We start from the raw sequence: 14,755 nt of genomic DNA, 5'->3' as shown, positions 1-14,755 counted from the left end.
AAGATTTAAGTAATATCATTTAAAATAAGACGTTATTAATGCAATGAAAAAGATTTTATTAGTACTACTAGTACTCTACCTAACGCCAATATTTTCACAAGAAAAAAAGTTTAATTTAGCATGGGATAATACCCAAACTTATGCTACAGATAGTTATTCTTTAAATATACCTACGTTTTCACCTTCTAAAAACTTCTCTTTTGATTTGTCAGAAGGTTTGCAGTTTGTGGAGCAATGGATTGTAAATGGTTTTGTTGCCGAAAACTCTATTGAAGTAACCAACGTTAATTATCTTCCTATTGCTAGAGAAGATTTAAAGGATGTTAACTTATCGACAATACCAACAACTTTACAATTTTCTTTAAAAAATGGAGCTGCTAGAACCACTAATTATGCTGTTTTTACTTTAAGTCCTATTGTAAAAGAAGGTAATAATTATAAGAAGGTAACTAGCTTTACTATTAAGTATAATAACTCTGCAACTAACAATAGTAGCAGATTAAATAATTCTCAAGTTATCACAAATTCTGTTTTGAATAGTGGTGAGTGGTATAAGTTTGAAATACCTAAAACTGGTGTTTTTAAGCTTTCAAAGTCGTTTTTAAATCAAATGGGAATTAACGTTTCTAGTTTTGATCCAAGAAATTTAAAAATCTATGGAAATGGAGGTATGATGATGCCTTTTGCAAATAGTGCTAATTTTCCTTTTGATCCCACTGAAAATGCTATTAAAGTAGTAGGTGAGGAAGATGGTGTTTTTAATGATAACGATTATGTGTTGTTTTATGCTGTCGGACCTTCTGCAAATGTGTCGGATAGTAATATTAATACCAATATTAATCCGTATACCAATAAAGCGGTTTACTATCTTAATATTAGTTCTGGACAAGGTAAAAGGATCCAAAATTTTAGTCAGGCATCAGGTACTCCGGATTTGGTGGTTAATACCTTTCAAGATTATAAGTTTCATGAAATAGATGAAACGAATATAATTTTTGTTGGAAGACGATGGTTTGGTGAGCGTTTTGGAGTAGAAAACTCGCAATCCTTTAATTTTGATTTTCCTAATTTAGTACCCTCTGTTCCTGTGAGTTTAAAAGTGGTTACAGTGTCTACTTCATCTAGTGCTAGTGGTTTTGCTTTGAGTGTAAATAGTAATGCTGTTGGTAATATATCCATGAATGCAACTAGTCCAATAGATGGTGTTTATGTAACAGGAGGTTCTTATCAAGGGACAACATCTGTGGCTAGCAATAGTGTAAACGTTACTTTGGATTTTAATAATCAAGGAAACCCGAGTGCGACCTCTTATTTAGATTATGTTGCTGTAGAAGCCACAAGAGCTTTAACTTTTAGCGGAAAACAATTTGTATTTAAAAATAATCAAACAGCGTCAACTGCAGGTGTAGCCAATTATGTGGTTTCTAATGCAGCTCAGGTACAAGAGGTTTGGGATGTAACTAATTTATATGAAGTTTCTTCAATAAGTAATTCTGCAGCAGCAGGTACAATTAGTTTTAATGCACCAATGGGTAGTTTAAAAAAGTTTGTGACTGTTAGTTCTCAGGATTATTTTGAACCAAATTTGGCAAGTAACAGTAGAGTAAATAATCAAAATTTAAAAGGAACTATATTTTTAAATAACCAAGGTAGCTTTCAGGATGTTGACTATTTAATGCTGACCACCAGTTCTCATTTGTCTCAAGCACAACGATTGGCGCAAATTAACAGAGATAAAAATAATCTTAATGTAAAGGTTGTAACATTAGACCAAATTTATAATGAGTTTTCAAACGGAAATCCAGATATAGCAGGTATCAGGAATTTTGTAAAATATGTTTATGATAATGCTAGTACGCCAAATAATCGCGTAAAGTATTTATGCATTTTTGGAGATTCCTCATTTGACTATAAAGGTAGAATATCCGATAACACGTATAATTTTCCAACTTGGAATGCTTACAGCAGTTTTAACTTGTCAAATTCATTTATATCGGATGACTTTTATGCTTATTTAGATGCAAATGAAGGTAATATTGATGCCTACAATAATTCCCATAAATTAGATGTAGCAGTTGGTAGAATAGTGGCAGATACACCGCAAAGAGCTAAAGAAATGGTAGATAAAATTGAAGTCTATTATTCAAAAGGAGCCTTAGGTAGTTGGCGTAATAATTTTGTAGTAATATCTGATGATGTTGATGAGGCTTGGGAAGCAACATTACAAGAAACAACAGACGAGATTGCAGATGAAGTTGCACAATTTAAACCTTTTATAAATGTAACTAAAATACACACGGACTCCTACCAACAAGAAGCATCTGCTGGAGGAGATAGATATCCAGAAGTAACAGAAGCTATTACTAATGCTATCGAAAAAGGAGCCATCATGGTTAATTATTTTGGGCATGGAGGAGAAGACGGTTTGGCTTTTGAACGTATTTTTCAAAAAGATGATGCTGAAGCTTTAAATAACGATTGTAAGCTAAATCTATTTGTAACAGTAACTTGTGAGTTTACAAGGTTTGATAACCCTTTAAGGGTAACTGCTGGAGAGTTAATTTATTGGAATAAATCCGCTGGAGCAATTGCGTTAGTAACCACTACAAGACAGATTTTTGTAACGGTAGGAAAAGACTTTAATAAGATTTTAAAAGAGTATTTATTTTCATATAGTACATTAGATACATATAGTGATTACGAATATCCATCTGTTGCAGAAGCACTAAGATTAGCTAAAAATGACCCCAATTTTTCTAACTCTCAAAAAAACTTAGCATTTTGTATTGGTGATCCAGCGCTAAAATTAGCATTTCCAGATCCAAACATTAGACTTACTAAAATTAACGATGTGCCAATTACTCAGGATACAGATGTATTACAAGCATTAAGTTATGCTAAATTAGCAGGAGAAGTAACAGATGTAAATGGTAATGTGTTAACTAATTATAATGGTATCTTAACAACGACCATTTTTGATAAAGAAATTGAAAGAGAAACATTAGCGAATGATAATACTTACAATAGTACATCGCTAATTAAGCTAAATTATAAAACATTGGGATCTATTGTTTTTAGAGGTCAAGCCACTATTACTAATGGACAATTTGAATTTGATTTTATAGTTCCTAAAGATATTGGTATCCCTGTCGGAACTGGTAAAGTTAGTTTTTATGCAACCCAAGATAATACGTTAAACGATAAGTCAGGTGCTAGTATCGAAACCGTTAAAATCGGTGGTATTAATCCTGATGCTGCAGAGGATAATATTGGACCAGTTATTACGTTGTTTATGAATGATGAGGCTTTTGTTTCTGGAGGAATTACCAACGAGTCGCCAACACTTATAGCTAAATTTCAGGATGAAAACGGAATAAATACCGCAAGTGGAATTGGTCACGATATTGTAGCTTTATTGGATGGTGACGAGGTTAATCCATACGTTTTAAATGACTATTACTTAACAGATGTTGACGATTATACAAGAGGGTCTTTAGGGTTTCCTTTTAGGGATTTAGAGCCAGGTTTACATACATTATCCCTTAAAGCTTGGGACGTATATAATAATTCAGCTACAGCTGAAATCCAATTTGTAGTGTACAATGAAAACGAAAGTTTAGTTATTAATAACGTACTAAACTATCCAAATCCATTTGTTAATTACACCGAGTTTTGGTTTAGTCATAACAGCTCAGAGGTTTTAGATATCTCTGTACAAATATTTACTATATCTGGTAAATTAGTAAAAACGCTAAATGGTCAAACATCATTGGTAGGTGGTAAAACAGTAAAATCTACTTCTAGAGACATTATTTGGGATGGTCGTGACGATTTTGGAGACAAAATAGGAAAAGGAACCTATGTTTATAAACTAAAAGTCCATTCAAAAAGCACCAATAAATCAGTAGAAAAAATAGAGAAACTTGTAATCCTCTAATAAAAAATTATATTTGTTAACTAAAATTGATTCATGAAAAATAAAATTTTAATAGCGATAGCTTTCTTTTTATCTCTTAAGAGTATTTCGCAAACGACTATTACTAACCCAAACGATACTAGAGTAATTACTACAGGAGTACCGTTTTTATTAATAGCTCCAGATGCTAGAGCAGCAGCAATGGGTGACATGGGTGTTGCAACTTCTCCAGACGCATTCTCTCAGCAATGGAATTCTGCAAAATATGTGTTTTCAGAAACAAAATCTGGTGTTGCTATAAGTTACACACCTTATTTAAGTAAGTTAGTAAACGATATCTTTTTAGGTAACGTAACTTATTTTAATAGACTAAATGATAATAGTGCTTTTGCAGCTAGTTTTAAATATTTCTCTTTAGGTGATATCGAGTTTGTTCAGGACGAGTTTTCTGAAGCTTTGGTGCAAAGACCAAACGAGTTTACAGTAGATGTATCTTATGCCTTACGATTAAGCGATCAATTCGGGATGTCTGTAGCGATGCGTTATTTGCAATCTGATTTGAAACTTAATATTGGAGATAATGATACTAAAGCAGCAAGTACTTTTGGTGTGGATATTTCAGGATATTATCAAAGTGAAGAGCAAGCCTATAACGATTTTAATGGTCGTTGGAGAGGTGGATTTGCTATCCAGAACTTAGGTCCAAAATTTAAGTATGATGAAGCTGGTCAAGATAATTTCCAACCAACTAATTTAAGATTAGGAGCTGGTTTTGATTTTATATTAGATCAATACAATACTGTTGGTGTAACTGCAGAGTTTTCTAAGTTATTAGTGCCAACACCTCCTCTTTTAGGTTTTGATGATACTAATGAAGATGGTGTTCAGAATGCGGATGAGCCTACTTATATAGTATCAGGTGAAGACCCAGACGTGCCATTTTTATCAGGTGTATTTCAATCATTTGGAGATGCTCCAGGAGGTTTTAAAGAAGAATTACAAGAATTTACCTACGCCTTAGGTGCAGAGTATACTTATCAAGATTCATTTGCATTTAGAGCAGGATATTTTAATGAGCACGAAACAAAAGGTGCACGTAAGTTTTTTGCATTAGGAGCAGGATTTAAATATAATGTTATAAATGTAGATTTATCATATTTATTCTCAGCCTCTCAAGTACAAAGTCCACTGGAAAGTACACTGCGTTTTTCTTTAACCTTTAATTTAGGTGCAGGAACGTATGATGAGTATTAATCAGTAATAAATAAAACAACTTAAAAACTATTGTGAAAACAATAGTTTTTTTGTCTAAAATAGTTGCGTATATTTAAATTATGAAGGAAGTAAAAATTGAAACAACATTACAGGTATTTGATAATATTAGTGACGTCGCAGAAGATGTACAGTCATTAATGAGTAAAGCTTCAGAAGCTAGAAACAATGCCTATGCACCTTACTCAAAGTTTAGTGTAGGAGCAGCCTTATTACTGGATAACGGAGAAATTGTTACCGGAAGTAATCAAGAAAACGCCTCTTATCCATCAGGATTATGTGCAGAGCGTACAGCGATTTATTATGCTGGTGCAAAATACCCAAAAGCAAAATTTGTAAAAATGGCTATAATAGCTGGATCTCAAGTACATCCAACGCTAACACCAATTCCACCATGTGGAGCTTGTAGACAGGCAATTGCAGAATACGAGGTAAAACAAGATATTCCAATCGAGCTGTTTTTTATGGGAGAAACAGGTAAAGTAGTACGCTCAAATTCATTAGCAAACCTACTTCCGCTTATTTTTGATAAATCAGCACTGTAACTATATCGTTTTCGTAACAAAAATAACTATTTTCAGTTTTTTCATTAATAACTAAAGTGTTACTTTTGTTATTCGTTAAAAAAATACAAACGTCACCAATGCAAAAAGTAACAAAAGAAACGTATATAAAATGGTATGAAGACATGCTGTTTTGGAGAAAGTTTGAAGACAAGCTTGCAGCAGTCTACATTCAACAAAAAGTTAGAGGTTTTCTACACTTGTATAATGGGCAAGAAGCTGTGTTAGCAGGAGCTTTACATGCAATGGATTTAACCAAAGATAAAATGATAACTGCTTACCGTAACCACGTACAGCCAATTGGTATGGGTGTGGATCCTAAGCGTGTTATGGCAGAATTATTTGGTAAAGCAACTGGAACCTCTCAAGGTTTAGGTGGTTCTATGCATATATTTTCTAAAGAACACCGTTTTTATGGAGGTCATGGTATTGTTGGAGGACAAATTCCTTTAGGAGCAGGTATTGCTTTTGGAGACAAATATCATGGTGTTGATGGTGTAACCATATGTTGTTTTGGTGATGGTGCAGCTAGACAAGGGTCTTTGCATGAGTCTTTTAACTTAGCAATGTTATGGAAGTTGCCAGTAGTTTTTGTTTGCGAAAACAACGGTTACGCAATGGGTACATCTGTAGAGCGTACAGCTAACCATACAGATATCTGGAAATTAGGTTTAGGTTATGAAATGCCTTGTGGACCTGTTGACGGAATGAATCCAATTAAAGTGGCAGAAGCATTTGACGAAGCTATACAACGTGCACGTCGTGGTGATGGACCAACATTTTTAGAGGTTAAAACGTATCGTTATAGAGGTCACTCTATGTCTGATGCACAACACTACAGAACAAAAGACGAAATAGAAGAATACAAAAAATTAGATCCTATAACTCAGGTTAAACAAATCATACTTGATAATGATTATGCTACAGAAGCAGATATCAAAGTAATTGATAAGCGTGTTAAACAACAGGTTGCTGAGTGTGAGAAATTTGCAGAAGAGTCTCCATATCCAGAAAAAAATGTGATGTACGACGCTGTTTATGATCAAGAAGATTATCCATTTATAGACCATAAAATAAAATAAGCTATGGCAGAAATTATAAACATGCCACGTTTAAGTGACACCATGGAAGAAGGGACTGTCGCTGCTTGGTTAAAAAAGGTAGGAGATAAAATAGAAGAAGGAGATATTTTAGCAGAAATCGAAACCGATAAGGCAACGATGGAGTTTGAGTCTTTTCATGAAGGTGTTTTATTACACATTGGTGTACAGGAAGGCGAAACAACTAAAGTTGATCAACTTTTAGCTATTATTGGTGAAGAAGGTGAAGATATCTCTGAGTTGCTAAACGGTAGTAATGAAACGTCTTCTCCAGAAACGACTGAAGACAAATCTGAAGAGAGTACAGAAGATACAGTAACTGAAGAAGATCAATCTAGCTCAGGTACACAAGATATTCCAGAAGGTGTAACAGTAGTTACAATGCCAAGGTTAAGTGATACCATGGAAGAAGGTACTGTAGCAACATGGTTAAAAAAAGTAGGTGATGTAGTAGAAGAAGGAGATATCCTTGCAGAAATTGAAACCGATAAAGCTACTATGGAGTTTGAATCGTTCCAGTCTGGTACATTATTATATATCGGATTAGAAGAAGGTGACTCGGCTAAAGTAGATGCATTATTAGCAATTATTGGACCTGAAGGGACTGATGTTTCTGGTATAGCTAAAAACTTTAAAGTATCAGGTAGTGATACTAAAACAGGAGATAAGCCAAAAGAAGCACCTAAAAAGGATGCACCTAAGCAAGAGGCTAAACAAGATAATAAACCAGAAGCAACTGCTCAAGCAGAAACATCTAACACGTCTACAGGTCGTATATTTGTATCGCCTTTAGCTAAAAAAATGGCTGAAGAAAAAGGGATTACTTTATCTCTTGTAAAAGGATCTGGAGAAAATGGACGTATTGTTAAACGCGATATCGAAAACTTTACACCAGCTGCAGCAGCACAATCATCTGCACCAGTTGCTAAATTTGTAGCATCAGGACAGGAAGATTTTGATGAGAAACCAAACTCTCAAATGCGTAAAGCAATTGCTAAAAACTTAGCTAAATCTAAGTTTTCTGCGCCACATTACTATTTAAATGTAGAGTTTGATATGGACAATGCTATGGCGTTTAGAACTCAGTATAATTCAATTCCAGACGTTAAAATTTCTTTTAATGATATGATTGTTAAAGCATGTGCTTTAGCATTACGTCAGCATCCACAAGTCAACTCACAATGGTTTGACGATAAAATGAGATTAAATAATCACGTTCATATTGGAGTAGCAGTAGCTGTTGAAGATGGATTGTTAGTACCAGTTGTTAAGTTTGCAAATGAGCAGTCTTTACCACAAATTGGAGCAGCAGTTAAAGACTATGCAGGTCGTGCTAGAAATAAAAAACTATCATTAGATGAGATGGAAGGTAGTACTTTTACTATTTCTAATTTAGGGATGTTTGGTATAGAGAGTTTTACGTCTATCATCAATCAACCTAACTCAGCAATACTTTCAGTAGGAGCAATAGTTCAAAAACCAGTAGTAAAAAATGGTCAAGTGGTACCAGGAAATACTATGAAGTTAACGTTGGCTTGTGATCACAGAACTGTAGATGGAGCAACAGGAGCACAATTCTTACAAACATTAAAAGGGTATATTGAAAATCCAGTGACGATGTTAGTATAAGGTTTTGCAATAGCTAAAATTTAAATTATATAAAATCCCATTTCAATATATTTGATTTGGGATTTTTTTATCTTTAAAGTCAAATCAAACTAAATATGAAAAAAATATTATTAGTATGCGCATTAGCAGTAATGGTTAATGCTTGTAAAACAAAAGTTGATACGACCTCTTTAGATCCAAAAGATTATACTGTTACTACCCAAGAAATTGAAGATATTGTAACTTTTTTGGCATCTGACGATCTAAAAGGAAGAAATACAGGAACAGAAGGTATTGGTGAAGCAGCAAACTATGTTGAGTCTAAGTTTAATGCTTATGGTATTAAGCCATTTTTTGACACCTATCGTGACAATTTTAAAGTAGGTGATTTGGACGCTTACAATGTGGTTGGCTATTTAGAAGGTAATGATGCTACTTTAAAAAATGAATTTATTGTAATTGGTGCACATTATGACCATATAGGTCAAAGTAAAACGGTTGCAAATGACAGTATAGCTAATGGAGCTAATGATAATGCAGCTGGAACTAGTGGTGTTTTAGCCTTAGCAAAATATTTTGGTGCTAAAAAGACTAATAAAAGAAGCTTACTTTTTGTAACTTTTTCTGCGGAAGAAAAAGGCTTATTAGGTTCTGCGCATTTAGCAAAACGATTAAAACAAGATAATTTTAATATGTACACAATGATTAATCTTGAAATGATTGGTGTGCCTTTTAAAGACAGAGATTACATTGCATTTGTTACAGGTTTTGATAAGTCTAATATAGCACAAAAAATTAATGAATATTCTGGTACTAAAGTAGTAGGTTATTCAGAGGTTGCTGCCAAGTATAATCTATTTAGACAGTCAGATAATTATGCTTTTTACAAAGAGTTCAACTTACCATGTCATACGATCTCTTCATGCGATTTATCTAATTACGACTATTATCACCACGTAGATGATGAAGCAGATAAGTTAGATTACAATCATATGGTACAATTAATTAATAGTATTATTCCAGGTATTGAAAAAATGAGTAATACACCAACAAAAGAAATTACATTAAATGAAAATTAAAAATATAATTATAACAGGAACTAGTCGTGGTATTGGGTTTGAATTAGTGCACATTTTTGCTAATCAAGGCCATAACGTTTTAGCATTGTCAAGAAATGCACAACCTGTAAATAACCTTCATTTTGATAATATAACCTCCTTTTCGTTTGATTTAGGTAATACTGAAGATTATAAAAAAGTGAATGCTTTTATTAATGATAATTGGAAACAAGTAGATATTTTAATCAATAATGCAGGAGCTGTTTTAAATAAACCTTTTGCAGAAACAAGTATGCACGAATTTGAAAACATTTATAAAACAAACGTGTTTGGTGTTGCCGAAATGACAAGGACTGTTTTACCTTATATGAATAAAGATAGTCATGTTATTACAGTTAGCTCAATGGGAGGCGTACAGGGTAGTATGAAGTTTGCAGGACTGTCTGCATATAGCTCAAGTAAAGGAGCTGTTATTACGCTTACTGAGCTTTTAGCAGAGGAGTATAAAGAAACAGGACCTTCATTTAACGTGTTAGCGTTAGGGGCTGTGCAGACTGAAATGTTAGAAGAAGCATTTCCAGGTTATCAAGCACCAACTACAGCTAAGCAAATGGCAGATTATATGGCTAATTTTGCATTGACTGGACATAAATTATACAACGGTAAACTGTTACAGGTTTCTAACTCCACACCATAAAAAACTACACCAAATAAAAATGGCTGACTTAATTAAAGGTCAGCCATTTTTTTAAATATAATACTTGTATTACACACGTTCTAATGCAGCGTAGGCTTCAGCACTTGAAAACTTATCTTCAGAAAAGACATTGTATTCTAAAACCTTAATGACTTGCATTAATTGATTAAAATCTTTCTTTTTATAGACGTCTTTTAAGCTGTCATGAACTTTAAAAAACATTTCTGATTTTTGGTTCTCAGCATTGGTTCCGTAAAAAAATAAGATTTCGTTTTTTTTAGGTTTAAAAAAATTATAATCATCCAAAATACTAGCGGTTTCATTATAATATATTTTTATATAGACTTTTTCAGTGTCAATAACATGGTCTAGATTTAAATCTTTTGGTTGTAATCTATATCTAGTGACTTGCAGATAGTCGGTAGAATTTGCTGTTTCAACGTTATTTTGTTGAGCTTGTAATGTACTTAGTGAAAGCACAAACAAGAGAATAAGGGAAAATCTCATAGTTGCTATTAATCAGTTAGGTGTAAAGGGAATGCTATTAATATACTACTAAGAAAAGATATTTTTAATTATAAAACAAATTTTTCTATTGTTTAATCGTATATTTTTAACATTTAATCTAAATTATTAATAGTCTTTAGTTGGTTTGTGTTGGATATCGATGTTTTTATCCTTTTATTGAATCCTTATTATCAGGGATTAATTATTAAGCGCATCGCTATAAAAACTAATTATTAAGTGATTATAATTTTAATGTAGTTTCAATATTGGTCTTATATATTTTAGTATAACGTTCTCCAAATGTATCAATTACAATAGCAGCAGCTAGATGGATCATTAAAGCTGTAAATAAGCCAAAATACATGGGTTTAAGGTTAATCTTAGATAATACAATAGCTAAGGTTATAAACGTTATGGCATAAATTAATTTAAGGATAAAAAAGGCTTTCAGGTTTTTATCCACAACTATTTTGTCAGTCTTTAAATAGTTGTCTTTATTACTTTCAAATTGTTCTATTTTTTTATTTACGTTATTTTGATTGTTTACTAAAAAGTAACCAGTTATAAATAATCCAGCTTCTATTAATCCAATGATTAACATTGTAATCGCAAAGACTTTAAATTGTGGTTTGTTAACGTAAAAAATTATACCAGTAGTAATAGATAATAAGCCTATAATTCCTGCGCTTAAGCCAAGTAAACGCTCACTTTGTAAATACTGTTGTACAAATTCCATAAGGTGATTTTTAAGATTTCAATTTACTTATTTTTTAAATGCTTTTCTTTTTAAATTAATTTACTTTTGTGAAAAATTTTAATATGCATCAAACAGCAAATACAATATTAATGATTCGTCCTGTAAATTTTAGGATGAATGAGCAAACAGCAGTAAATAACTATTTTCAAGAGGATTTAGATCTTAAAAATGTCGAAATAAATAAAAAAGCTCAAGACGAGTTTGATGCTTATGTAGACAAACTTAGAGCTGTAGGTGTAAATGTAATTGTGATAGATGATAAGGCATCTTTGGATACTCCAGACTCTATTTTTCCAAACAATTGGGTGAGTTTTCATGAAAATGGTGACATCGCTATGTATCCTATGTTTGCTGAAAACAGAAGAAGAGAAAGACGCGAAGATGTGTTTTTAAGATTAGAACAAGAAGGTTTTAAAATTAATAATATTATAGATTACACATCTGCAGAGGACGAAGGGCTATTTTTAGAAGGTACCGGAAGTTTATTGTTAGATCGTGTAAACGAGATTGCTTATTGTGCATTATCACCAAGAGCTGATGAGGATTTATTTATCGAATTTTGCGAAGATTTTGAATACACACCAGTCGTTTTTACTGCAAATCAAACGGTTGATGGTAAGCGCTTACCAATTTATCATACTAACGTAATGATGTGTTTAGCCGAGACTTTTGCTGTCATATGTTTAGATACTATTGATGATAAAAAAGAACGCAAAAATGTGGTGAGTAACTTAGAGAAAAACAACAAAAAAGTTATTAAAATTACTGAAGCACAAATGCACCAATTTGCTGGTAACATGTTGCAAGTTAAAGGTAAGGATGATAAACTTTATTTAGTGATGAGTCAAGCTGCTCATGACAGTTTAACGCCAACTCAAATACAATTAATTGAAGCACACTGTCCAATATTATCAAGTAGTTTAGAAACTATTGAGACTTGTGGAGGTGGTAGCGCTCGCTGTATGATGGCTGAGGTGTTTCTACCAAAGGTGTAGTTTCAGTATCACTTAAATTTTCAATTCTACTTTTAGGGAGTTCTATATAAAAAGTGCTCCCTATATTTAGTTCGCTTTCCACCCAAATTTTTCCATTGTTTAAGTCTACTAACTCTCGGCATATAGTTAGTCCTAATCCAGTACCTTTTTCTTTATTGGTACCTCTAGTGGTAAAAGTATTGTTGCCAAAAAGTTTGCTTTGGTTTTCTTTAGTAATACCAACACCTGTATCTTCAATGCTAATAATAGACTTACCATTACTAATCTGATTGGTAATAGTAATAAGGTCGCCTCTGTTGCAAAACTTAACAGCATTAGCTAATAGGTTTTGTATTACAATTTCTATCATGCTTCGATCTGCATAAACAAAATCGCGTAACGTTTTATCAATTAGTTTGACACCTTTAGCATCAAATTTTTGATCCATAAGTTTTACCTTCTCTGCAAATACTTCTTGAATATCAAATAAGGTTGGTTTTGGCTCTAAAGACTGCATTTGAGACTTAGACCAGTTTAATAGATTAAATAGTAGTAGTGATGCGTTATTAGCATTTTCGCTTAGTTCTGGTAATAAACTATGAAATTCGTCTTGCGTAAGCTGTCCTTCTTTTAATAAATCAATAAACCCTTTAGTAGAGGTTAACGAGTCTTTTAAATCATGAGAGACTATGGAAAACAATTTGTCTTTAACCTTATTAATGTTTTCTAGATGCTTACTTTGCTCTAAAATAGCTTCGTTTTGCAACTCTATTTTTTTATTCTTAGCCTCTAGCTCTCTGGTATATTTTAATCTATTATTTCGTTTTAAATAAAACAGTACAAAAAAGGTTAAGACCACAGCAAAAGCAGCTAGTAGTGCGTAAAAGATTAGTTTAAATTTGTCATATTTTTTCTTGCTAACAACCGTATCATTGGTGGTAACAGGTAAAATAATATTATCCACTTCAGCAGTAGTGTCATCTATGGTGTCAATTTTTATGATTGCCGATTTTTTATTGTTTTCAGCATCTATTTTTTCCTTTAAACTATAATACTGGCTTTGCCACACATAAGCATTATCAAAGTCGCCTTTAATACTGTCTAACGTGTTCATTAATCTATAATTTTTAAGTAATTGCTCATCATTGTTTAATAAGCGACTTAAATTGGAAGCCTCCAATAATTGTTCCTGTGCAGTACTTAAACGGTTTTGTTTTAGGTATAATTCGCCTAAACTATTTAAAGCAATCAACACACCTTCTTGGTTTTCAAAACGTCTGTTCAGGTTAATGGATTCTAATAAATATCTTGCAGACGTTTTATAATCCTTATCCATTAAATATGCATTACCTAAATAAGGTAAAATGTTTGCTCTAGTGGTTTCGTCATTATTGCCAGCATAACCCAAAGCGCTTTCGTAATAACTAATGGCTTGGTTATAATTTTTATTAGAAGTGTAAATATCTCCTAGTTTTTTATTGGTAGCAATAAGTCCTTTAATATTATTAATTTTATTATCGACCTCTATCTTTTTTATGTTGTAGGTAATTGCTTTGTCTAAAACATTGGCGTTTTGGTAGGCATTAGCAAGACTTTCATAATTGGTAGATAAATCATTAAAAAGCGATCGTTTTTCTAACTCTTGTATCGCAGACAACGCATAGTTTAAACCAACTTTGTAATTACCATTTTCAATTTCTATAAAGCCAAGATCACTATTTATTTTAGCAACAGTAATGGTGTCTTTAATAGTGGTAAATAACGTTTTAGCGTTTTTAAATTCGCCAACAGCCATTTGGTATTGTCCTTCTTGATGGTGGATTTTAGCTTTGTAGTATGTAATTTCAGCCAGTCCTTTTTTATAGTCTAAGTCTTTAGCTAGTTTTTCACTTTGCTTAATAAACTTTAATGCTTTGCTGTAATCTTCGGTTTTAAAAAGTAATTTAATAATGCTAACCGACGTATCAACTTTAGAGATATCAGGATCCTGATAAGCTAATTGAATAGTCAAGCTTTCCAGCTCTTCTTCTTGCGAAAAGCCAAAAGCTAAATTTAGTAGGCATAAAAGGACAATCAGTCGCTTCATTTAAATATACAGCATTACAACAAATGTAAGATAAATTGCACATAAAAGCAATCTAACCGTAATTAGGGTAATGACTTAATAGTTAGTTTGATTACAGAAGAAACTGGAGGGATTTTTCTTCGAGGGTTAAAAATGATTATTAAAATGCTGATATCATAATTTTTAAGTGGTAATGCCAAAAAATTAGACTAACGGTATTTTTATTATTTTTAGACTT

At 32.5% G+C, this 14,755-nt stretch carries 11 protein-coding genes; 8 read left to right on the top strand and 3 right to left on the bottom strand.

Annotated features, from left to right (window positions below):
- Positions 1 to 43: 43 nt before the first annotated feature.
- The 7 genes from porU (at position 44) to JM82_RS02875 (ending at position 10,214) form a co-directional block, all read left to right on the top strand.
- Positions 44 to 3,937: a type IX secretion system sortase PorU gene (porU, locus tag JM82_RS02905; protein WP_145001051.1), complete on the top strand. Its 3,894-nt coding sequence runs from the start codon at positions 44 to 46 to the stop codon at positions 3,935 to 3,937.
- A 33-nt stretch (positions 3,938 to 3,970) separates the two neighbouring features.
- Complete coding sequence (porV, locus tag JM82_RS02900; protein WP_145001049.1) at positions 3,971 to 5,170, top strand: type IX secretion system outer membrane channel protein PorV; 1,200 nt, start codon at positions 3,971 to 3,973, stop codon at positions 5,168 to 5,170.
- Between the two features lie 80 nt (positions 5,171 to 5,250).
- Positions 5,251 to 5,733, top strand: a complete 483-nt coding sequence (cdd, locus tag JM82_RS02895; RefSeq protein WP_145001047.1) for a cytidine deaminase — start codon at positions 5,251 to 5,253, stop codon at positions 5,731 to 5,733.
- A 98-nt stretch (positions 5,734 to 5,831) separates the two neighbouring features.
- Entirely contained in the window at positions 5,832 to 6,833 is a 1,002-nt protein-coding gene (pdhA, locus tag JM82_RS02890) for a pyruvate dehydrogenase (acetyl-transferring) E1 component subunit alpha (RefSeq protein ID WP_145001045.1), read from the top strand.
- A 3-nt stretch (positions 6,834 to 6,836) separates the two neighbouring features.
- Positions 6,837 to 8,480 (top strand): pyruvate dehydrogenase complex dihydrolipoamide acetyltransferase, encoded by a 1,644-nt coding sequence (locus tag JM82_RS02885; protein ID WP_145001043.1) that lies wholly within the window; start codon positions 6,837 to 6,839, stop codon positions 8,478 to 8,480.
- A 95-nt stretch (positions 8,481 to 8,575) separates the two neighbouring features.
- Positions 8,576 to 9,538 carry a M28 family peptidase gene (locus JM82_RS02880; protein WP_145001041.1) on the top strand — a complete coding sequence of 321 codons (963 nt, stop codon included), beginning with the start codon at positions 8,576 to 8,578 and terminating at the stop codon, positions 9,536 to 9,538.
- Positions 9,528 to 10,214 (top strand): SDR family NAD(P)-dependent oxidoreductase, encoded by a 687-nt coding sequence (locus JM82_RS02875; protein ID WP_145001039.1) that lies wholly within the window; start codon positions 9,528 to 9,530, stop codon positions 10,212 to 10,214. The genes JM82_RS02880 and JM82_RS02875 overlap by 11 nt, the downstream gene beginning before the upstream one ends.
- 69 nt (positions 10,215 to 10,283) lie before the next feature.
- Here JM82_RS02875 and JM82_RS02870 read toward each other — a convergent pair whose 3' ends face one another.
- Both JM82_RS02870 and JM82_RS02865 read right to left on the bottom strand, forming a co-directional pair.
- Positions 10,284 to 10,721 carry a hypothetical protein gene (locus tag JM82_RS02870; RefSeq protein WP_145001037.1) on the bottom strand — a complete coding sequence of 146 codons (438 nt, stop codon included), beginning with the start codon at positions 10,719 to 10,721 and terminating at the stop codon, positions 10,284 to 10,286.
- 241 nt (positions 10,722 to 10,962) lie between these two features.
- On the bottom strand, positions 10,963 to 11,457 hold the full coding sequence (locus JM82_RS02865; RefSeq protein WP_145001035.1) for a hypothetical protein: 495 nt from the start codon (positions 11,455 to 11,457) through the stop codon (positions 10,963 to 10,965).
- Between the two features lie 83 nt (positions 11,458 to 11,540).
- Here JM82_RS02865 and ctlX point away from each other — a divergent pair, with 83 nt between their 5' ends.
- Entirely contained in the window at positions 11,541 to 12,473 is a 933-nt protein-coding gene (gene ctlX / locus JM82_RS02860) for a citrulline utilization hydrolase CtlX (RefSeq protein ID WP_145001033.1), read from the top strand.
- On the opposite strand, the gene JM82_RS02855 is transcribed toward ctlX, so the two are convergent.
- Complete coding sequence (locus JM82_RS02855; protein WP_145001031.1) at positions 12,406 to 14,538, bottom strand: tetratricopeptide repeat-containing sensor histidine kinase; 2,133 nt, start codon at positions 14,536 to 14,538, stop codon at positions 12,406 to 12,408. The two genes, ctlX and JM82_RS02855, sit on opposite strands and share 68 nt — an antisense overlap.
- Positions 14,539 to 14,755 lie beyond the last annotated feature (217 nt).

The organism is Olleya sp. Hel_I_94 (assembly GCF_007827365.1).
In the GTDB taxonomy this organism is placed as follows: domain Bacteria; phylum Bacteroidota; class Bacteroidia; order Flavobacteriales; family Flavobacteriaceae; genus Olleya.
This window is presented reverse-complemented; position numbering and strand designations above follow the sequence as displayed.